This window comes from Rariglobus hedericola (assembly GCF_007559335.1).
GTDB classification, from domain to species: Bacteria; Verrucomicrobiota; Verrucomicrobiia; order Opitutales; family Opitutaceae; genus Rariglobus; species Rariglobus hedericola.
This window is the reverse complement of record NZ_VMBG01000001.1, coordinates 1,199,235-1,219,886: the sequence shown is the minus strand read 5'-3', so window position 1 is coordinate 1,219,886 and position 20,652 is coordinate 1,199,235. Positions and strand designations below refer to the sequence as shown.

Below are 20,652 nucleotides of genomic sequence, written 5' to 3'. Positions count from 1 at the left end.
GTTACTTTTTCCAGACATCGCCGACGCCTTCGGAGAACCAGCGGGTGCTGACGACTTTTTGGCGCGTGTAGAATTGGACGGCTTCCTTGCCCTGAATGTGGAGGTCGCCGAAGAAAGAATCGTCCCAGCCGGTGAACGGGAACATCGCCATGGTGGCGGGCACGCCCACGTTGATGCCAATCATGCCCGCCTTCACGCGGTGTTTGAACTCACGGGCCGCCTGACCTGAATTGGTGAAAATCGCCGCACCGTTGCCGAAGGCGGATCGGTTGGTCGTCTCGATGGCGGCATCAAGGTCGTCCATGCGGATGACGTTGAGCACAGGGCCGAAAACTTCTTCGCGGGCGAGTGCCATGTGGTCTCGAACGTCGTCGACAATGGTCGGTCCAAAATAAAAACCGGCGGGCGCTTCGGAAACTTTGAGTGTGCGGCCGTCGGCCAGAATTTTGGCGCCTTCGGATTCGCCGCTGTCGACCAGGCTGGCGATGCGATCGCGGTGGGCTGCGGTGATAACGGCGCCCATGTGTGGTTGCGCGGCGCGATCGGTGGGGCCGACCTTGATGGCCTTGGCTGCGGTGATGAGATCGGGGAGAAGTTTATCGGCGGCGGCGCCCACAGTGATCGCGGTGGAGCCCGCCATGCAGCGCTCGCCGGCGCAACCGAAGGCGGCGGTGGCGAGGTTTTCGACGGTTTTGCCCATGTCGGCATCGGGCATGATGACGATGTAGTTTTTGGCGCCGCCGTTGGCTTGGACGCGCTTGCCGTGGCGCGTGCCGGTCTCGTGGATGTGTTTGGCGACGGGAGTTGAGCCGACGAAGGAAATGGCTTTGACGGTCGGATGGGTGAGGAGCGTGTCCACGACTTCACGACCACCGTGAACGAGGTTCATCACGCCTTTGGGCAGGCCGGCTTCGATGAGGAGTTCGACGAGTGCGATGGCGGTGAGCGGGACTTTTTCGCTCGGCTTGAAAACGAAGGTGTTTCCGCACGCGATTCCCAACGGGAACATCCAGAGCGGAACCATTGCAGGAAAGTTAAACGGCGTGATGCCGACGCAGACGCCGAGCGGCTGGTTCATTGTTTCGCAATCCACGCCGCGGGCGATATTTTCGAGCGTGTCGCCCATGAGCAACGTGGGGATCCCACAGGCGTATTCGACGTTTTCGAGTCCGCGATGCAGGTCGCCTTTGGCTTCGATGGCGGTCTTGCCGTGTTCGCGGCAGATCAACGCAGTGATGCGTTCGAAGTTTTGTTCGATCAGATGGCGATAGCGGAAAAATACACGTGCGCGATCAACAGGCGGTGTGTCGCGCCACGCAGGAAATGCGGCAGCAGCAGCTGCGATCGCGGCCTCGGCGTCGACGCAGGTGCCGACGGGACAAGTGGCGATAATCTCACCGGTCGACGGATTGAACACGGGCGTCGTCGCTGAAGACGACGCGGGCATCCACTGGCCGCCGATGTAGTTCTGACAGATGGGAAGGGACATGACGCGTCCGTTGGTCGGACGTTAGCGGGCGAGGTCGTTGGACTGCTTGACGAAATCGTCGCCGGTCCATTCCGCATCGTTGGCGACCATTTTTTTCGTGGCTGAAGCGGAGGCGGCGACCGCGGCTTTTTGGGCGTCCTTGCGGGCGGTTTGTTTGACGACGAGATCGGCGTGCGTGGTGAAGTAGGGGAGACTCTTGCCTTTGAAGTCCGCGATGGTCTCGAATTTGTGTTTTTCCATGAACGCGAGGAGCTGGTCCTGCATGGGCTTCACGCATTCGTAGCCGAACTTCATGACGCCTGTGCAGACTTGAACGGTGTCGGCACCGAGGAGAATAAACTGCGCGGCGTCCTCGCCCGTTTCGATTCCGCCGAGGCCGGAGAGACTGCGATCGGGGAATTCTTTCTGAATCATGGTCGCGAGCTCCATGACCATGCGAAGTGCGATGGGTTTCACGGCTTTCGACGAATAGCCGCCGGGCGTGGTGTAGCCCTCGACGGTGGGTTCGGGGCGCAGCGTTTCGAGGTTAACGCCCATCACGCTGCGGATCGTGTTGATGGCTGCGAGACCGGTGGCGCCGCCGCGAAGTGCGGCGCGGCCCGGATCTTCGATGTGGGTGATGTTGGGCGTCATCTTTGCCCAGACGGGGAGCTTGGTGGCGGACTTCACCCAACCGCACACTTCCTCGAGAATCGCGGGGTCCTGGCCCATGGCGGCGCCCATCTTGCGTTCAGGCAAACCGTGAGGGCAGGAGAAGTTGAGTTCGAACGCATCGACGCCGGCCGCCTCGCAACGCTGCACGAGCTCGATCCACGCGTCCTTGTTGAACTCCTCCATGATGGAGGCGATCAACGCACCGGGAGGCTGGGCATCTTTGCAGCGCTTGAATTCGTCCTCCCAGATTTTGAAGGGACGGTCGCTGATGAGCTCGATGTTTTCCCAGCCGATGATCTCGCCGTTGTTGGAGTGGAGTTTGGCGTAGCGGGGGGAAACGTTGACGACCTTCGAGGCGTCGAGACTGACGGTCTTGGCAATGACGCCGCCCCAGCCCTCGCGAAACGCGCGGTTGATCACACTGAGGTTGGTGCCGGGAGGGCCGGAGCCGATGATGAAAGGATTGGGAAGCTTCAGGCCGTCGACGACAGTGGATAGGGTGGGCATGTTAAAAAATCGGTGCGCGGTGGGTGTGCGCAGGAATGAGCCGCTGGATGGGGAGTGAGGTTCTCCGGGGGTGCTCGGCGGGCGTGTCTTGTTGAAAGATCATTCGTGCGAGAGCGAGCGGGCGAGAACGCGGGCTGGCTCATTAGTTGCTGACTCATGGTTCTAGCATCGGCCGTGCCTAAACTGCAGCGGGGCATGCCGGCCGCCTCAACCTCACGACATGTCATGACCTTAGATCCGAAGCGAACAGTGGCCGAGCTGAAGGAATTGCGCCGGCTCACCGGTGATGAAAACGGTGCGCAACGCGTGGCGTTTGGCGGAACGTGGTTGAGCGCGCGCGCGTGGCTGCGCGCCAAGCTCGAGGAGCTGCCGGTGGAAATGCACACGGACGCGGCGGGGAATTTCTGGGCGACGTTGAAGGGTGATTCCGAGCGCGCGCTGGTGATCGGCGGTCATCTGGATTCGGTTCCGAACGGCGGCTGGCTCGACGGCTGCCTCAACGTGGTCGCGGGCGTGGAGATTCTGCGGCGCATCGTAACGCAATATGGTGGACGCCCGCCGGTGACGGTGCGGCTCGTGGATTGGGCGGACGAAGAAGGTGCGCGCTTTGGGAAAAGTTTATTCGGTTCGTCGGCATGCGCGGGCACGCTCGACATGGACGAGGCACGAAAGTTGACGGACAAAACGGGCACGAGGTTGCCCGAGGCGTTGCAGGCGTGTGATCTGGAGTTTGAGAGCGTGAAGGACAGCGGCGTGGAGTTGAAGTCCGCGGCCGCCTACATCGAATTGCACATCGAGCAAGGTCCGGTGCTGCTGGACCTCGACCTGCCGCTGGCCGCAGTGCTGGGGACGTTCGGCGTGGAACGGCATGCGATCACGTTTCGCGGCCAGGCGGCGCACTCGGGCAGCACGCCGATGAATCGGCGCAAGGATGCGTTCCTGGCGGCGGCACGGATGAGTCCGGAAATTTATGCGATCACGGACCGGAACGGCGGCGTGTGCACGATCGGATCCTGCACGACGAAGCCGGGGATCGTGACAAGTGTGGTGGCGGAGTGCCGGATCACGCTCGATCAACGGCATCTGGATGCGGACGCGCTGGCGCGCATGCTGGCCGAGGCGAAGGCGGCCAGCGAACGCTTCGCGATGGAGGGAGGCATGACCGTGGAGTGGGAACGGTTGTGGCACATCGAACCGCGTCCGTTTGCGCCGGAGTTAATCGAACTCTGCGACGAGGCGATTAAGGAAACGTGCGGAGTATCGCACCGCATGCCGTCGGGCCCGTTGCACGATGCGGCGGAAATGTGCGGAGCGGGCGTGCCGACGGTGATGATGTTCGTGCAAAGTTTGCACGGCATCAGTCACAACAAAATCGAAGACACGAAAGAAGAACACCTCGAAGCCTGCGTGGTTGCGTTCGACCGCCTCGCGGAAAAAACAATGACGTGGATCAAGCATAGCGCATAAGCAGGCTGGGCGGGATCTGAAGTGTCCTTCGGTCACCTTTAAGAGGGCATACCTCCGTGCACAGGCGGCACAGAGCACGGTCGTCGTAGACGTGACGGCGCGGACTGGCGGAGTGCCGCTTCGCGCGAGCCACTGCACCGTCCAGGCCGCTCCCAGCGGGGTTGCACTCCACCGGACGGAGCACGCGTTATCGCGGGCGGAGGAGGAAGTAGACTGCTTGACGGCTCGGAGGCTGCGGAGGGCTGGCGCGACGTGTGCCGTTTGGTGATTGGGGACGTTGCGCAGACGTTACGGCGCGGGCTTTATCACTTTGGCGGGATCAAATTCCAAGTTCCGGCTGGCCGGGTTCGGATTAAAGTAGGACGTGACATAGACCCAAGCCGCGCCAGGTGTGTTGCGCACTGTGACCCGACCATACCCTTGCTGCGTTTTAACAAAAAAGGCTGCGCCGTTATCGCCCTGCCAAACAACTGGCTTGGGTGTTTTATCTGTTACCTCAATGGTTTCCATGTAATCAGTTTCTGGAGCCTCAATCGGAAACTCTACTGTCGATATAACGAGACCACCACCGGGAACGCTTATACGGGCCGCCCAACCCTTGCGGCTAGTATCTATATTGGGCAAACGTTCCACCATCACGGCCGCACCTTTGGGGCCTATAACAAAGGAACGCTTTTGACCTGAGGAAAGTTCAGCCTCTTGATTTTCACGAACAACAAGCGGGTCGGCCTGGCGGTTTTTATGCATCTTAAAGATGACCGGGTTGCCTGCATTCGGAACGTGCCACTCCGGTTCATAGTAGGCAGCGTATTCAAAGCTGAATCGGTTGCCGCTATCATATATTCTGTAACCATCTTTCTTTATACGAATAATTAAGCGCTTACCGTTAACTCCGTTTAAACTAAAATTTCCCTGAGTATCAGCTGTCATAGTCCGTTCGGAGGTGCCATTGGGAGAGATATCGGTCCAATGCATGCTTACGATTGCGGCCGATACTGGAAGCCCTTCATCATCTATGACTTTTCCGTAAAACTCTATTGGCATCTTCCATTCAAATTTTTGATCTAGCTTAGACATTTTAAGCCACCATTGATGCAGATCCTCAGGGCTTGCGTTGCGAGGAGGCGGAACGATTAAGGTCGGTTCCGTGATTTGCTGCGTTGGTTCTTGTGAGGGTTCGATTAACGCAGCCGCATGCGACGATTCGGCCGGCTTTTTTGGGGATATAGACCACCATAAGCTGACACCTAGTATTAATAAAAATATCGCGACAAAAAAGATTCGTTTGGATTTCATAATTAGCGAACATTCTCAAATATAGTTCTATAAAAAGTTTGGAGCGCCGTCAGTGTGGACTACTGGCTTTGAAGCCAAACGTGCTTGTAGGGGTGGTGATCGAGGATCGTTGGATGCCAGCCTTGCACGGATGGGTTTAACAGGAAGACGTGCGTGTAATGATAGATCGGGACGAACGGTGCATCGGCGATGAGGATCGCTTCGGCTTGTTCAAAGAGTGCGTTGCGAGCGGTGGCGTCGGAGGTGCGGGCGGCTTGGAAGAGCAACTGGTCGTAGGCGGGGTTGCTCCAGCCGCTGTGGTTGTTGCCGCTGTCGGCCGTCCACACGGAGAGGAACGTCGCGGGGTCGTTGTAGTCACCGATCCAGGACGAACGCAGGATCTGGAAATCTTTTGCGCGGCGGGCGGCGAGCACGCTTTTGCCTTCCATGTTGAGCAGGCGGATTTCCAAGCCGAGCTCGGCGCGCCAGGTCGCCTGCATGGCCTCGGCGATGATGCGATGGTTGTCGGAGGTGTTGAGCAGGATTTCGAGGACGGGCGCGCCTTTGCCTTCGGGATAACCGGCTTCGGTGAGCAGGCGGCGGGCTTCGTTGAAGTCGGTGGCAATGCCGGAGGTGGACGTGTAGCCGGCGGTGCCTGGAGGGGTGAAGGCGTGGGCGGGTTGCTGGCCGGCGCGAAGGATTTTTTCGGCGATGCCTGCGCGGTCCACGGCGAGGGCGAGGGCGCGGCGGACTTTGACGTCGTTAAGGAAAGGTCGGTTGGTGTTGAGCGTGTAGTAGTAGGTGCCGAGATACGGATCGATGCGGAGGACGGCGGGGTTGTCCTTGCGGTAGGCGTCGACCTTGGCGACGGGCATGGCCTCGGTGAGGTGAAGCTGGCCGGAGCGGAACGCGCGTTCCTCGGCGTTGAGATCCTCGATGGGCAGGAAGCGAATGCCGTTCAGGCGGACGGTCGCGGCGTCCCAGTAGGTGGCGGACTTGACCACGTCGATGTGCTGGCCGGTGCGCCATTCCTTGAGGGCGAACGGACCATTGCCGACGAACGTGGCGGGGAGCGTCCAGCGGTTGCCGCGCGTGTAGGGTGAGCCGGATTTTTCGAGCGTGGGCACGTGCACGGGCCACCACACCCAGTGCTGCACCATGGAGAGGAAGGAGGCGGCGGGGTGCTCGAGCGTGATGCGGACGGTGCGGTCGTCGGGTGCGGAGAAGCCGACCTGGGAAAAATTCGTGAGCTTGGCTTTGTGAAACGCCTCGGCGTTCTGGACGATGTAGAGAAGATACGCGTTGTCGGCGGCGAGGGACGGCGTGAGCACGCGTTTCCAGGAGCCGATGAAATCGCGCGAGGTGACCGGCTCGCCGTTAGACCAGCGGGCGTTGGCGCGAAGGTGAAACGTATAGGTGAGCCCGTCGGCGGACAGTTCCCAGCGTTCGGCGACACCGGGGACGGGGGCGAGAGTCTGCGGGTCTTCGGCCACGAGTCCCTCGAAGAGAGCGGAGAGGACGGTATAATCGTTGGCGGTGGTGGCGAGGTGCGGGTCGAGATCGGCGACCTCGGGGCCCATGCCGCGGATGAGAATCTGTTCGCGGTTACCGCGTTCGACGGCGGTTTCGCGTTTGGTGCAGCCGGTGATGGACAGAAGACAGAGGACGGCGGACAGAAGACAGAGGACGGAGGACGGAGGACGGGCGGCGGACGGACGCATGGATAAGTTAAACGTGCTCGATGAGCGCGACGGCGTGGGCGGCGATGGCGAGACCCTCGCCGATTTGGTCAACGCCCTCGTTGGTGGTGGCCTTAAGGCCGATCTGGCCGACGCCGAGTCCGGTGGAGCGCGCGAGGGCGGACTTCATCTCGGCGAGGCGCGGGTAGATCTTGGGTTTTTCGGCGATGACCGAGGCGTCGATGTTGACGATGCGCCAACCGAGCTTGGCGAGCTCGGCGGTCACGCGTTGGAGCAGAACCTGCGAATCGATGTTCTTGTAGGCGGGATCGGTGTTGGGGAAAAAATGACCGATGTCGGGCAGGGCGGCGGCGCCGAGGAGCGCGTCGCAAATCGCGTGGGTGAGGGCGTCGGCATCGGAGTGACCGTCGAGGCCGTAGTCGGCTTCGAAGCGCACACCGCCGAGGATCATCGGACGTCCCGCGACGATGCGGTGGATGTCGTAACCGTGACCGATGCGGAGGGAGGTCATGACTGCGATTGCGAGAGGAGATACTCGAACCAAGGCAGGTCGGCGGGCGTGGTGAGCTTGGGGTTGGCGTGCGAGTTTTCCAAGATGGCGACGGGGTGTTTAAGGAGTTCCACGGCGGCGGCGTCGTCAGTGATGTGGAGCTTTTTCTTGGCGACCTTGGCGTAGGCGGCGTCGATCAGATCGCGGGCAAAAACCTGGGGGGTTTCCATGGCCCAGAGTTTGTCGCGGTTGAGGGACTTGAGGTGGCCGTCGGCACGGTGCTCTTTAATAGAGTCGGTCACGCGATGGGCGAGGACGACGGCATCTTCGCGCAGAACGATCTTGTGCAGGGCGATGAGCTGGTCGACGCGGACAAACGGGCGTGCGCAGTCGTGGATAAACACCTTGCCGATGTCGGGCGGGAGAGCAGCGAGCGCGGCGGCCACGGAGTCCTGACGCTCTTCGCCGCCGGGGACGAAGAGGGCGGGAGTCGGGGCGTAGGCAGATAGCTCGAGCATCTGCTTCTGATCACGGTAAACGATGACGTAGAAATCCGCGACACCGCTCTCGGCGAACGCGGTGGCCGAGTGCACGAAGAGCGGGCGACCACCGAGGGGGGCGAGGATCTTGTCCTCGACGGTCCCGTTCATGCGATGGCCGCTGCCTGCGGCGAGAAGGATGGCGGCGGTGCGTGGCATGTTTTTTAGTTTAAGTTCAAAGTTTAAGTTGAAGATCAGGCAGAGGCGAGGTCGGCGAGGATGGCACGGGTGGCGGCGACGGGGTCCTTGGCTTTGAGAATCGGGCGCCCGACAACGATATAACTGGAGCCGGCGCGGGCGGCGTCGCCGGGAGTCATGATACGTTTCTGGTCATCGCCACCGGCTTCACCGGCGGGACGGATGCCGGGCGTGACGAGCTGGATGCCGGCGGGAAGATGTTTGCGGAGCATGGAGACTTCGAGCGGCGAACAAACGAGACCGGTGAGGCCGGAGTCGGAGGCGAGCTGGCCGAGACGCGAGACCTGTGATTCGGGAGACACGGAGACGCCGAGTTCGCAGAGGCCGGTGGCGTCCATCGAGGTGAGCACGGTGACGCCGAGGAGCAGCAAGTCGGGCTTGGAGGCAAGCTGGGCTTTGCGGGCGTAGGTCATCATCTCGCGGCCACCGGAGGCGTGGAGCGTGAGCATGCCGATGGGAAGCGGGGCGAGGGACTCGACGGCCTTGGCGACGGTGTTGGGGATGTCGTGGAGCTTAAGATCGAGAAAGATATTAAAACCTTCATCGGCGACGGCCTTCACATAATCAGGACCGTAGGCGGTGAACATTTGAAGACCGATCTTGACCCAGCGCAGTTCGCCACGGAGCTGACGGAGAATCGGCGCGGCTTCTTCACGGGTGGGGACGTCGAGGGCGAGGATGAGATCGCAAGGCATGATGTTGAGGTGCTAATCCACGCTAATATCCGCCAATCGAAAGAAAATTCGTTCGAATCGGTCCCGCGCACGGTTAAGGTTATGGTCACAATTTTGTGACGCTCGTCTTATCCAGTCCCGCCAAGTTAAACCTCTTCCTCGCGATCACGGGGCGGAGGGCAGACGGCTTTCACGACCTCGTGTCGGTGGCGGCGCCTTTGGAGTTCGGCGATACGCTCACGGTCGAACTGCGGCCGGCGGGATTCTCTCTCGAATGTGACGATCCGGCCTTGGAAATCGACGGGACGAATCTGGTGCTGCGCGCGGCGCAGGCTTTCGCGGAGGCGGCCTCGTGGACGGGTGGAGCGCATTTCTCTTTGCAGAAACGCATTCCCATGGGAGCAGGTTTGGGTGGAGGCAGCAGCAATGCATCCACGGCGCTGCTGGCGTTGAATCAACTGGCCGGTGGCGTGCTCACGATGGAAGAACTCGGGACGGTCGCCGCGACGCTGGGCTCGGATTGTCCGCTGTTTTTGCAGGATGGGCCGGTCATCATGCGCGGGCGAGGGGAGTCGTTGCGCGTGCCGCCGCCGCAGGCGATCGACCGGTTGCGCGGACGGCGCGTGTTGGTCTTCAAGCCGGCGTTTGGCATCAGCACCGTCTGGGCTTACCGCCAACTGGCGGCCGGTGCGCCGGCCAGTTACCTGCCGTCGGTGGCGGCCGAGACTCAGTTGATGACATGGATGGATGATGCTACGGCGCCGGCCGAAGAGTTGTTGTTTAACAATATGGAAGTGCCCGCGTTCACCAAACATATTGCCCTGCCGGTGGCATTGGAGTGCTTGCGGGAGGAATTCGATCTGGCGCCGCGTATGAGTGGCAGCGGGAGCGCGTGCTTTGCTTTTCTGCCGGAAAACGCCCCGGTCGCCGCAATCACGGCCCGGATTCGGGAGCTTTGGGGCGCGGAGGCATTTGTGACGGAGACGCGTCTGGCCTGACTTGTGTGGAAAAACCACGCACTCATTAACAAAAGCGAGTTGACGCTGCGCGACGCGGAGCCGTTATCGTAGTGCGTCCCGAGTCCAACCCCGGCCAAACGGACACTCTGAATGTCCACGGATAAACGCGGTAAAACCGAGACTCTGGTGCAAGGCATCGCCGCCTCGCAGGGAATCGCTTATGGCCAGGCGTTTTTGTATCTGCAGAGCGACGTCGAAGTGCCGGCCTATCAGGTCGAGCCCGAGAAACGCATGCAGGAGATCTCGCGCTTCGATCACGCGATCTTGGTTACGCGCCAGCAGATCCAGAAGATCATGTCCGAGGTGGACAAGAATCTCGGGCCCGAGGAAGCCCAGATTTTTGATGCACATCTCCTCGTCCTCGAAGACCAGGCGCTGATTTCGGAAACGATCCGCGAGTTCGAGACGAGCGGGCGAAACATCGAGACCTGCTTCAACAAAGTTTCGCAGCGTTACATCAAGGCGTTCTCCGAGATCGATGATGAATACCTGCGCGAGCGTTCCGGTGACATCCGCGATGTCGCGCAACGCGTTCTCCAGAATCTTCTCGGACACTCCAGCCAGAATCTCAGCCAGCTCGTGGAAAAACGCGTGGTCATCGCCAATGACATCTCGCCCTCGGACGCGGCCGGTATCGACAGCTCGCAGGCATTGGCGATCGTCACCGATTCCGGCAGCAAAACGAGCCATGCGGTGATTGTGGCGCGTTCGATGAAAGTGCCCGCCGTGGTCGCCGTGCGCGACCTGACGAAGCAAGTGATGCCCGGCGACTGGGTGCTCGTGGATGGTTACGAAGGCCTGGTCATTCTCAACCCGACCCAGCAGACGCTTTTCCGTTACGGACAGATTCAGATTCAGAAGAAAGGCTTCGAGCAGCGCCTCATGGAGGCCAACCGTCGTCCCGCCACCACGCTGGACGGCGTCACGATCACGCTGCGCGCCAACATCGAAAAGGTCGACGAGTGTGCGCTGGTGAAGGAATACCTCGCAGACGGCGTGGGGCTTTTCCGCACCGAGTTTCTTTATCTCAACGCGGGCCACATCCCCAGCGAGGAAGACCAGTTTCACGCTTACAAAGCCGTGGCCGAGTCGCTCGCTCCCTCGCCGGTCGTCATTCGCACGCTCGATCTCGGCGGTGATAAACCGATGGCGGGCCACCCGCACCTTTTCCCGAAGGAGGACAATCCCTTCCTCGGCTACCGCGCGATTCGGTTCTGCCTGGATCATCCGGAAATTTTCAAAGACCAGTTGCGCGCCATCCTGCGCGCGAGCGCCCACGGTGACATCCGGATGATGTATCCGATGATCAGCGGGCGCGATGAACTCACGCGCGCGAACGTCATGCTCACCGAGTGCAAGGAAGAGCTGAAGGCCAAGAAAATCCCCTTCAATGCCGCGGTGCAGGTCGGCGCCATGATCGAGATCCCCAGCGCCGCCATCACGTCGGACGTGCTGGCGAAGGATTGCGATTTTTTCAGCATCGGGACGAATGACCTGATTCAATACCTGCTCGCGGTGGACCGCGTGAACAACCGGATCGCGCATCTCTACGAGCCAACGCATCCGGCGGTGATTCGCATGTTGAAGCTCGTGGTCGATGAAGCCCACAAGAACAAGATCAAGGTCAGCGTGTGCGGCGAGATGGCCGGTGATTCGGTTTATGCGCCGCTGTTGCTCGGACTCGGAGTCGATGAATTGAGTATGACGCCCCCGCTGATCCCGGCGGTTAAATACCTGATTCGTTCCATGAAGCTCAGCGATTCCCAGAAGCTCGCCGAGGATGCGTTGAAACTCACCTCCGCGAAGGAAATCTTCACGCTGTGCAATGAGTTCAGCCGCATGCGCGTGAAGTTGAATTGAGCGCCGCGCTTTCCGTGTTGCGCGGAAAGCGAGTGCATTGATTTAGCGGGTAAAGGTGAGTTTTACGCGCCGCGATTTGAGCATGTAGGGAATCCAGATGGCGCATTGAATCACCACCTTGGTGATTTCTGAGATGGTCTTGGTCTTTTCCGGTTCGTCGGATTTGAGCAGCGTGTCGACGGCCCAGGTATCGACGCTGAGGAAGAGTAGAATGAAAACCATCAAGGCGATGAACGCTCCGGGGAAAGCCCGTTTGCGTTTGAAGAAAAACACCGCGAGCCAGAGCCCGCCGGTGATGAGCAGGGTGTTGCCGATGACCTCCGTGATGATGATCGGGCCGAACGCGGCTTGATAGGTTGCCGAGCCCGGCGTGGTGATCGCTTCCCAGGTGTCCAGGTTGAAGACGGCGCCAAACTCGCGGATGAGTTGAACGATGCAGAAGATGGGCCGACCGATGACGCCCAAGGCGACCACAATGAGCCAGCCGCCGAGGCCGACGAGGTTGGTTTCATCGGGAGCGGGCACGGGAGGCGGCATCAATGCGGGCAATGCGTAGAAGTGACGGCCGACGTAAAACATGACCACCGAGGTCACCAGAATGAGCACGATGGGCATCCAGTTGAAACGAAAGCGAGGGACGACATCGGAGGTCCCGGCGGTGTTGGCGTTGGCGGCGGCGATGGCTTTGTTGTGCGTGAGGTTGTAGCCGAGCGTGCCGCGCACGCGGCTGATGGCGGAAACGTGCGAGGCGATTTTATCGGCGGGCACGTTGTCGGCGAGCGACTCCCAGCGATAGTTGATCGTGACCAGCCGGCCGGTGCCGACCATCTTGTCGGTGAGGCGGAACGCGTGATCGGTGACGGTGCTTTCGGTGAGCGGAACCTCCCAGTCTTTATGCAGATGAATGCGTGTGGTGAGCAGCACGTTCACCGGATACGAAATGCCGAGCGGCATCGTGCGCACGCGGGTCGAAGGCTGGGTAGCGTAGTCGGAAATGATTTGTGGATAGAAATTGGCCTTGAGGATATTGGGCTCGGAGTCCTCGGATTTCCAGAGGTCGGGAACGCTGTAGTTTTCCTCGATCGTCACGGTGTTGGTCTCCGCTCGGTCGCTGATCGAAACGGGCTTCGTGCTCGTGAGGCCGGGGTAGGCCGTGGCGTAGTAGTTGACGTATTCCTTGGTGATCTCGTCGAGGGACGTGCGTGCGAAGTAGGCGCGAATGCTGTCCGCGCTGAGGCCGGTGTAACGGCTGACAACCTTGAAGCGGGCGGGAGCGTCAAAGGCGGTGACGTCGAAGCGTTCATCGATTTCCATGCGACGCTGGGCGAGTTCGGGCCGGGTGATCGGGGCGAGCGCATCGGTGTTGCGGTCGACGGGGAGTGACAGCCGGTAATCGGGAAGTCCGCGGTAGAGCGCGCCGCCCTTTTGATTGGTGAGCGTGGGATCGACCCACCAGAGCGCCTGACCGCGAGAAACGCAGGCGATGACGTGATCGAAGGCGTAGGGTGAAGGCACCCAGTCTTTGATGTGGTCGCGGTAGTCAGTGTTGACCAATGCAGGCCAGGCCTTGAGGCCGGATGCGCGCATGAGCGTGCAGAAGAGGAGCGTCTTGTCTTTGCAATCGCCGAAGCGCCGGGCGAGGACGTCGGCGGGCGCGGTGGGGCGATGCGTGCCGGGCCCGAGTTCCAAGCCCAGATAACGGATCTCCTGCTGAACGAAGTTGAGCAGCGCGATGGTTTTGTCCTCAGCGGTGGACAGGCCCTCGGTGAGTTCGGCGGCTTTGGTGGCTACGGATTCGGGCACCACATCGGGCAGTGCGTAGAGCGGGACCGCCCACGAGGCGACTTCGGCCCAGGATTTAAACTCGGTGAGTTGAAGCGAGGGATACGGTGTATACCAGGACGGGAGTTCGCCCTCGCCTTGGATCACGGGCAAATCGCGGCCTTCCCATGTGAGAATAGTGTCGTTGCCGCTGCGGATGGAGCTGGGGATGAGCACGGAGTCGCCCAGCTGTTTATGGGTCAAGGGGCGATCCGAAGGCACGATGATGCGGATGCGTTGGTGGCGCACCGGCACGGACCAGCCGGTGCTGAGATCCTCCATGTATTTCCCGCCGAAGACGGGATTGGCGCCGCGACGCGAGGAGGCGTAGTCGATCACATCGCCCACGCGAACATCCTCAAGCAACACAAAGGCCGTGAGCCGTCCGTTGAGCATGTGGCGGTCGAGATCGCGCTCCTGCTGGATGATTTGCACGACGCCCTCGCGCAGGCGTTCCTGCACTACGCCGTCGCGGATCACGCGGAGGTGATGAAGGGTCAGCGTTTCGTAGGTGGGGTCGAAGGACCAGGTGATCCGTGCGCCGGAACCGAGGGCGCTGGCGGAGGTGAGGCGGTAGGCGTTTTGATCAAACGTCTCGGATTCGGCCACGTTCACCTGATGGTTGATCAACAAGTAGTCGTAACCATAGGCGGGATCCGCCGCCTTGAGGGTCGTGGTGTCGGGAAGCGTTATCGGGTCCACCCACGACGAGGGCGGCGCGATGGTGAACGACGCACCCCATGCGCCGCTCGTGATAATCAAGGCGAGGAACGAAAAAATCAGGCGCATGCGAGTGCTGGTATGATGAGATTACTTGGAGCGGCGGAGCATCGATTCGGCGAGCTGCAGGAGAAAGCTGGTGTCGCCGGGCAAGGCGCGAATCGCGGCGAGCGCGGCTTCAGTTTGATCCTTGGCCATGCGACGGGCGGCATCGATCCCGTGCAAACTCACGTAGGTGGTTTTGCCAGACTTGGCGTCTTTGCCGGCGGTCTTGCCGAGAGTCGCACTGTCGGCGGTGGCATCGAGGACGTCGTCGATGATTTGAAAAGCGAGACCGAGGTGACGGCCCGCGGTGCGCAATCCGCTGAGTGTGGCCTCATCGGCGCCGCCCACGAGCCCGCCCATGACCAGCGAGGCTTCAAGCATGGCGGCGGTTTTGTTGAGATGAATGAAATCGAGCTCCGCGGCGGTGGCGTCGGATTTTTTCTCGGCGAGCAAGTCCTGCATTTGTCCGCCGACGAGGCGGGCTGAGCCGGCGGCGTCGGCGAGTTCGCGGACGAGGGCGGTGACGAGCCGGGGATCCGCGGCGTAGTGTGTTGCGAGAATCAGAAAGGCGTGGGTGAGGAGACCATCGCCGGCGAGCAGGGCGGTGGCTTCGTCGAATTGTTTGTGGGCCGTGGGGCGGCCGCGGCGCAGGTCATCGTTGTCCATGCACGGCAGGTCGTCGTGCACGAGCGAATAGGTGTGAATACATTCCAAGGCGACGGCGGCGGGCAGGGCGGACGCCTGCGGTTGGAAGAGTTCGGCGGCGGAGAGTGCGAGGACGGGACGGAGGCGTTTGCCGCCGGCTTGCAATGTGTAGCGCATCGCCGCGTGGATGCGGACGGGGCCGGGCTCGGTGCCGACGTGGGCAGGGACGAGCTGGTCAAGCGAGGCTTCGACCCGGGTGATGAGCTGGTTTAATTTGGTTGTGAAGTCCATCGGCGCGCACCTACCTTTTGGGCAAATTTCGCCCGCCGCAATGCCTTCCCTTGAACAAGTTTGCAAACGCCTCTTTTCCGACCAGTCGTGGTTCCTTAAAGCCATCCTCGGAGCCCTGTTGTTAATCGTGCCCGTGGCCCACTTTCTGGCCTTCGGATACCTGTATGCGATGATCGAGCAGGCCCGACGCGGCGAGACGCTGGATTTCCCTGAATGGGGCGATTGGAAACGTTTGTTTCTCAATGGACTGGCGGCTTTTGCGATTTTTATGGTGCTGGGCGTGATTCCGATTTTGCTGGCGTGGGCGCTGGTGTGGCCACTGCACTTTTTGAACTATGGGGCGTTTATTTATCTGCCTTTGGTGCCGGCGATCATGCTGGCCGGCCCGCTCACGGTGGCGGGTATTTACCAGTATCAGAAGCACGAGGAGTTTCGTGATGCGTTCCGCCTATCGATCCTGATCGCGATGTTGCGCTCGACCAAATCGTATTTCTGGGTGCCGACGTTTGCCCTGATCGGCTTTCTGGTGGCCGGATATCCGCTGATGACCTTCACCATTTTTGTGGGTCTGGCGGCCAGTTGGACGTATTACACCGTCTCGTTCCGCTTCGTGGAAGAATCTCGCAAACGCACGGTCCGCCTCTGAACCTTTCGCGATGCTGGCGTCCACTTGGAACCGCCGGCCTATTCTAATTTTAGCATACTCACATGGCTTCCAATAAGAAGATCGACCGCGCCTTAAATGGTCCGGGAATGTTTGAAATCACCTTGGGCGTGCTGCTGAGCCTGACACTGGGCGTGCTGCTCGCCGCGCTTCACCTGATTTTTAAGCCCGTCGAGATCGTGGACAAGCCGGTGGAGGCTCCCGAGCGCGGCCAAGTTTATTTTGTCGAAGGCTCTTCGAACACCAGCAAAGCGCGCCAAGGCACGCGCAAGCGCCAGATGCTGGCCGAAGGTAATTCTGCGGATGTAAGTTTTAATGAAGAGGAATTGAACGCGTGGATGGCCAGCGCGACCCAGCAACCCCAGGCCGGTTCGGCGGGCGCCTCGGAATTGTTCACGCCGGAGCGGGTTAATTTCCGTATCCGCGAAGGTGTGCTTCACGTGGGCCTGCTAGGAAAGCTGAAGGCCGTGGGGCTGAACCAGGATCTTGTTTTCCAGACGAGCGGGACGTTTGCCCAAGGTGCCGATGGATATGAGTTTGTTGCCGACGAACTCTACATCGGTTCGCTGCCCACGCACATCGTGCCGGGTCTGACGCCGATGCTCATGAAGCGGATATTGGCCGCCCAGGAGTTGCCCGAAGACCTGCGAATCATGTGGAAGAAACTCAAGCTGGTCGCGGTGGAGGATAATTCGCTGCGCCTCGTGCTGCCGTGATGGGAATCGCCTGCGTGCGCTGGCTGACGGCCGGTTTTTTGTTGGCGGCGGGTGGCGTGTTCGCGAGCGCGCAGGAGGCGGCCCCCATGCCGTTGCGAGCCGCGGCCGAGCAGCCCGTGCCGCGGATATTTTATACGAAAAAAGGCCAGTTTGAGATCATCGTGCTCAATGCCGATGAGGCCCAGCAGGCGCTGGCATTGGGGCGTTCGGTCTGGCGAGCGTTGGAAGCTCCACTGGGATTGCCCGCCGACGGATTTTCTTCGTCGGTGAGTGTGCGGTTGGTGCCGGCGGACCAGTGGACATCGCCCTCGCCATTTATCATCACGGTCGAGGCGGGCGGGCAGGTTAACGTGAGTGTGCGCTGGTCAAAAGATGCCGATCCGCTGTTTGTGCGGCGGGCGTTTGTGCAAGGAGTGATTTTGAGGCAGGCGGTATCCTGGAATGGGACCAATCCGAACCTGACCGTGCCGCTATGGCTGGAGCAGGCCTGCACGGCGTGGAGTCTGGTGCGCGAGCGTCCGGCGATGAGGGATTTATTTCAGCAGGAGTCGGCGGGCATCACGGTGCCGCCTCTGCGTTCGCTCTTGTTGTGGGAGCGGGGTGCGGTCGAATCACGCGGTTGGGAGCTGTCCTCGCTGTGGTTGTTTTTGCAATTGCAGGCCGAGGCCACCGATCCGGCACGCTGGGGCGGGTGGGTGCGCGGAATTGTCGGCGGTGCTGATCCGTTGGATACACTGCCGCGTTCTTATTCGGGATTGTGGACGGATGCCCTCACGATGGAACTGTGGTGGCAGACTGCATTCCATCATCAGCGCACGCTGCCGGGTTTGCCGGTGATGACGGCGGCGGCGTCGCGCAGCTGGCTCGCGGATCGCAGTCGCTGGCTGGCCGGACGCAATGGTCGTGAGGTCGTTCTTCCGCTGTCGGAATTGGCAGACCTGAGAAAAGAACCGTGGGTGAAAACTGAACTGACCGAGCGGGTCCAGCAGACACGGTCGGTTCTCGGCGTGATCCATCCGTTTTATGCGAACGCGGCGATCTCGATGGGGCGGGTTTACTCGGCCGCATTGAAGGGCGATGCGGGCAACCTCAAGGAGGCGATGACCGCATTGGAACGAGACGCGATTGACGCGCGGGAACTGGAAGACGCCGTGGGGGCGATGTTGGACACCGCGCCGAGGAAGTGATGGCGGTTTAACCCTGGCCGAATCTGCACCGGGTGATTTTCAAGCGGACCAGTCCATGGGTAACGTGAAGCCGGCCGCAATCAGGGCAATCGAGCCAGATGGCCTGTTTGTTGCCGTCGACGACGTGGGATTTTTTGCGACATAACGGGCAGCCGACATGCAGTTTTTTGAAGGCAAAGAGGATCCCTTGAAATGCGCCCAGCACGCCGAGAACCATAAATAAAAAGAAAAAGGGCGCGACGATTGTCTGGATGAGTGGACGCTCGGTGAGCATCCAGCCGACAACAATCACGGGAAAGAGAATGAACGCCGTGGCACACAGTCGGTGCCAGGTCTTGAGTTGAAAGAGTTGCACGGGTTGCTGACCGGCGGAACTGCGGTCGTGCGTTAGACGCGGGACAGCAGGCTTTGCAGATCCACGTTGTCGGTGATCAGTTTTTTGATGACCGGGATCTTGTCGGTGTCCTGCGGCTGGGTCTTCACGGTCATGCGATTGATGATCGAGGTGACCGTGTAGCTTTCCTCCTTGGCCGCGATGACCGGAATGTCGGTCTGCGCGAGGAGCTCGGCCAGCTTCGGGTGGGGCAGGATGTCATTCGTGAGAATGAGACCGGCGATGGTGCTGCCACCGGAGAGTCGTGCGCTAGAGACGGCGGCGAGGATGATGTCGTCGCGGTCGCCTGGGGTGATGATGAGCGTGCCAGGCGTGAGGTAATCGACAATGCCCTTGGCGGTCATCGCGCCGACGATGACACGTTGGACGCGCTGTTTGGCGCCGCCTTTGCGACCATTGAGCCACTGGCCCTCGATGTCTTCGGCAATCTGCGTGAGATTGGGCGCGGTGAGGATTTTCTCGATGGGCAGCACGCCGAGGAGCGGAACTCCGAGACGTTGCAGGCCGAGGCCGGCGTATTCGCGCACGATGTCGATTTTGTCGTGTTCGATTTTGTTGAGGATCGCACCGATGACCTCGACGCCGGCCTTGTCGAAGAGGGCTTTGTTGAGCGCGATTTCGTCCACGGGGCGGCCGATGCCGCCGGGGCAGACGAGGACGACGGGAGACTTGAGAAGTTTGGCGACGCTGGCGTTGGAAAGGTCGAACACCGAGCCAACGCCGGCGTGACCGGTGCCTTCAATAAGGGTGAAATCTTTTTCCCAAGAAACGCGGTCGAAGGCGCGGCAGATTTTGTCCTTTAGCTCGGGGAGAAGCTGGCCGGGGTTTTTCAAGTAGCGGCGCGTGAAGGTCGCGTCGATCGTGACCGGGCTCATGCTCTGGATGGGCACGCGCACGTCGTAGATCGTATCGAGGAGGAATGAATCTTCGTCCACCTGCTGGCCCTGCACATCGACGAAGCGCTGGCCGACGGGCTTGATGAAACCGACGCGCGGGTAGATGGACTGGAGGGCGGCGAAGAGACCGAGGCAGGTGGTCGTCTTGCCATCGTTCATGCGCGTCGCGGCGACGAAAACGCGTTTCGTTTCCCGGTTGGTCGGTGCGGGGAGCAACGGCAGGGGAGGTTGGAGAAACGGATTTTGCGAGACCGAGTCGGAATTAGGCATGAAGAAGAGTGTAAGGTGACGGGCGGTTGGGTTCCCCGTGGCGGACTTTCCTGACGGGACTTATTAAGCGGAGCCGAACAGCAAGCGACGGTCGATGGCCTGGCAGCCGACGATGGCGGCGGCGCCAAAAACATCATGGGCGCTGGCACCGCGGCTGATCTCGGCGGCCGGCTTGGTGAGGCCGGTGAGAATCTGGCCGTAGGCGTTCGCACCGGCGAGGGCGTGGACGAGCTTGAAGGCGATGTTGCCCGAGTTGAGGTCGGGGAACACAAGCACGTTGGCCTTGCCGGCGACCGAGCTGGTGACGCCCTTCATGTCGGCGACAACCGCGTCGAGAGCGGCGTCCACCTGGAGTTCGCCGTCGATTTCAAGATCGAGAAACGCGGAACGGGCGCGGGCGCGGGCGAGCTCGGTGGCCTGGCGGACCTTGATGAGCGAAGGATGGTTGGACGCGCTCTTCGAGGCATAGCTGAGCATGGCCACGCGCGGCGTTTCGCCGGTGAGATGGCGGGCGATCATCGCGGTCGAGATGGCGATGTCGCAAAGCTGCTCGGCGGTGGGCTCGGGGATGACGCCGCAATCGGCGAGGAAGAGAGAACCGTCGCTGCCGACCTTTTTCTCATCAAAATCGAGGACGATGAGCGAAGAGGCGGTCTGAACGTGCTCGAAGCGCGGCACGATTTGGAAAATAGGACGGAGGCCGCTGGCGGCGCTGGCGGTGGCGCCGGAGACGAGCGCATCGGCCTGGCCGGTAACGAGCATCATGGTCGCGTAGTAGCTCGTGTTTTTGAGCGCTTCGCGGGCTTCGGTGCTGCGCAGGCCCTTGATGCGGCGGATCTGTTCGAGCTGCACGGCAAGCGCTTCGAACTCTTCACTGCGCTCGGGTTCGATGATGCGCATGCCCTGGAGATTGATATCGAGCTTGGCGGCGGCGGCTTTGATGGCGGCACGATCGCCGAGCAGGATGGGGGCACCCATACGCTTGGTCACCCATTGGCGGGCGGCTTGAAGAATGCGGGGGTCTCCGCCTTCAGGGAAAACGATGCGCTTGGGGTGGCGCTGGAGTTTCTCAACGAGCTTCGGGACGATGGGCATAGGGGATGAGGGAAATTGTCTGTCCAACTTAGCAGC

General features: G+C 60.8%; 18 protein-coding genes. 6 read left to right on the top strand and 12 right to left on the bottom strand.

All coding sequences use genetic code 11. The annotated features are described in order from the left end of the window. Position 1 precedes the first annotated feature (1 nt). Entirely contained in the window at positions 2-1,489 is a 1,488-nt protein-coding gene (locus FPL22_RS05375) for a CoA-acylating methylmalonate-semialdehyde dehydrogenase (protein WP_144229080.1), read from the bottom strand. A gap of 21 nt (positions 1,490-1,510) precedes the next feature. After that, positions 1,511-2,650: an NAD-dependent dihydropyrimidine dehydrogenase subunit PreA gene (gene preA, locus FPL22_RS05370; protein ID WP_144229079.1), complete on the bottom strand. Its 1,140-nt coding sequence runs from the start codon at positions 2,648-2,650 to the stop codon at positions 1,511-1,513. A gap of 225 nt (positions 2,651-2,875) precedes the next feature. Between preA and FPL22_RS05365 the strand changes: the two genes are divergently transcribed. Next, the gene (locus FPL22_RS05365; protein WP_144229078.1) at positions 2,876-4,117 is read left to right on the top strand and encodes a Zn-dependent hydrolase; all 1,242 of its coding nucleotides are present in this window, start codon (positions 2,876-2,878) and stop codon (positions 4,115-4,117) included. 288 nt (positions 4,118-4,405) lie between these two features. On the opposite strand, the gene FPL22_RS05360 is transcribed toward FPL22_RS05365, so the two are convergent. From FPL22_RS05360 to pyrF, 5 genes are read right to left on the bottom strand one after another with little or no spacing between them, the layout of a single operon-like run. Beyond that, the gene (locus FPL22_RS05360) at positions 4,406-5,413 is read right to left on the bottom strand and encodes a carboxypeptidase-like regulatory domain-containing protein (RefSeq protein ID WP_144229077.1); all 1,008 of its coding nucleotides are present in this window, start codon (positions 5,411-5,413) and stop codon (positions 4,406-4,408) included. A 59-nt stretch (positions 5,414-5,472) separates the two neighbouring features. Next, positions 5,473-7,113 (bottom strand): peptide ABC transporter substrate-binding protein, encoded by a 1,641-nt coding sequence (locus tag FPL22_RS05355; protein WP_144229076.1) that lies wholly within the window; start codon positions 7,111-7,113, stop codon positions 5,473-5,475. Positions 7,114-7,120: 7 nt separating this feature from the next. Continuing rightward, complete coding sequence (gene ispF / locus FPL22_RS05350; RefSeq protein ID WP_144229075.1) at positions 7,121-7,603, bottom strand: 2-C-methyl-D-erythritol 2,4-cyclodiphosphate synthase; 483 nt, start codon at positions 7,601-7,603, stop codon at positions 7,121-7,123. Beyond that, complete coding sequence (locus tag FPL22_RS05345; RefSeq protein ID WP_144229074.1) at positions 7,600-8,280, bottom strand: IspD/TarI family cytidylyltransferase; 681 nt, start codon at positions 8,278-8,280, stop codon at positions 7,600-7,602. Before FPL22_RS05345 ends, ispF begins: the two co-directional genes overlap by 4 nt. A gap of 35 nt (positions 8,281-8,315) precedes the next feature. Beyond that, complete coding sequence (gene pyrF, locus FPL22_RS05340) at positions 8,316-9,014, bottom strand: orotidine-5'-phosphate decarboxylase (RefSeq protein WP_144229073.1); 699 nt, start codon at positions 9,012-9,014, stop codon at positions 8,316-8,318. A gap of 95 nt (positions 9,015-9,109) precedes the next feature. Between pyrF and ispE the strand changes: the two genes are divergently transcribed. After that, positions 9,110-9,991: a 4-(cytidine 5'-diphospho)-2-C-methyl-D-erythritol kinase gene (gene ispE / locus FPL22_RS05335; protein WP_144229072.1), complete on the top strand. Its 882-nt coding sequence runs from the start codon at positions 9,110-9,112 to the stop codon at positions 9,989-9,991. A gap of 111 nt (positions 9,992-10,102) precedes the next feature. After that, entirely contained in the window at positions 10,103-11,872 is a 1,770-nt protein-coding gene (gene ptsP, locus FPL22_RS05330; protein ID WP_144229071.1) for a phosphoenolpyruvate--protein phosphotransferase, read from the top strand. 42 nt (positions 11,873-11,914) lie between these two features. Here ptsP and FPL22_RS05325 read toward each other — a convergent pair whose 3' ends face one another. Then, entirely contained in the window at positions 11,915-14,482 is a 2,568-nt protein-coding gene (locus FPL22_RS05325) for a DUF3857 domain-containing protein (protein WP_144229070.1), read from the bottom strand. Between the two features lie 21 nt (positions 14,483-14,503). After that, entirely contained in the window at positions 14,504-15,394 is an 891-nt protein-coding gene (locus FPL22_RS05320) for a polyprenyl synthetase family protein (RefSeq protein ID WP_144229069.1), read from the bottom strand. Positions 15,395-15,434: 40 nt separating this feature from the next. Here FPL22_RS05320 and FPL22_RS05315 point away from each other — a divergent pair, with 40 nt between their 5' ends. The 3 genes from FPL22_RS05315 (at position 15,435) to FPL22_RS05305 (ending at position 17,961) form a co-directional block, all read left to right on the top strand. Beyond that, the gene (locus FPL22_RS05315) at positions 15,435-16,040 is read left to right on the top strand and encodes a DUF4013 domain-containing protein (RefSeq protein ID WP_144229068.1); all 606 of its coding nucleotides are present in this window, start codon (positions 15,435-15,437) and stop codon (positions 16,038-16,040) included. 62 nt (positions 16,041-16,102) lie between these two features. Further along, positions 16,103-16,774 (top strand): hypothetical protein, encoded by a 672-nt coding sequence (locus FPL22_RS05310; protein ID WP_144229067.1) that lies wholly within the window; start codon positions 16,103-16,105, stop codon positions 16,772-16,774. Beyond that, complete coding sequence (locus FPL22_RS05305; RefSeq protein ID WP_144229066.1) at positions 16,774-17,961, top strand: hypothetical protein; 1,188 nt, start codon at positions 16,774-16,776, stop codon at positions 17,959-17,961. Before FPL22_RS05310 ends, FPL22_RS05305 begins: the two co-directional genes overlap by 1 nt. 7 nt (positions 17,962-17,968) lie before the next feature. Here the strand turns inward: FPL22_RS05305 and FPL22_RS05300 are convergent, their stop codons facing one another. The 3 genes from FPL22_RS05300 to FPL22_RS05290 all read right to left on the bottom strand — a co-directional run bounded on the left by FPL22_RS05300 (position 17,969) and on the right by FPL22_RS05290 (position 20,616). Next, entirely contained in the window at positions 17,969-18,253 is a 285-nt protein-coding gene (locus FPL22_RS05300; RefSeq protein ID WP_144229065.1) for a hypothetical protein, read from the bottom strand. A 95-nt stretch (positions 18,254-18,348) separates the two neighbouring features. Beyond that, on the bottom strand, positions 18,349-19,521 hold the full coding sequence (locus FPL22_RS05295) for a phosphotransacetylase family protein (RefSeq protein ID WP_144229064.1): 1,173 nt from the start codon (positions 19,519-19,521) through the stop codon (positions 18,349-18,351). 63 nt (positions 19,522-19,584) lie between these two features. Beyond that, on the bottom strand, positions 19,585-20,616 hold the full coding sequence (locus tag FPL22_RS05290) for a phosphate acyltransferase (protein WP_144229063.1): 1,032 nt from the start codon (positions 20,614-20,616) through the stop codon (positions 19,585-19,587). Positions 20,617-20,652: the final 36 nt, after the last annotated feature.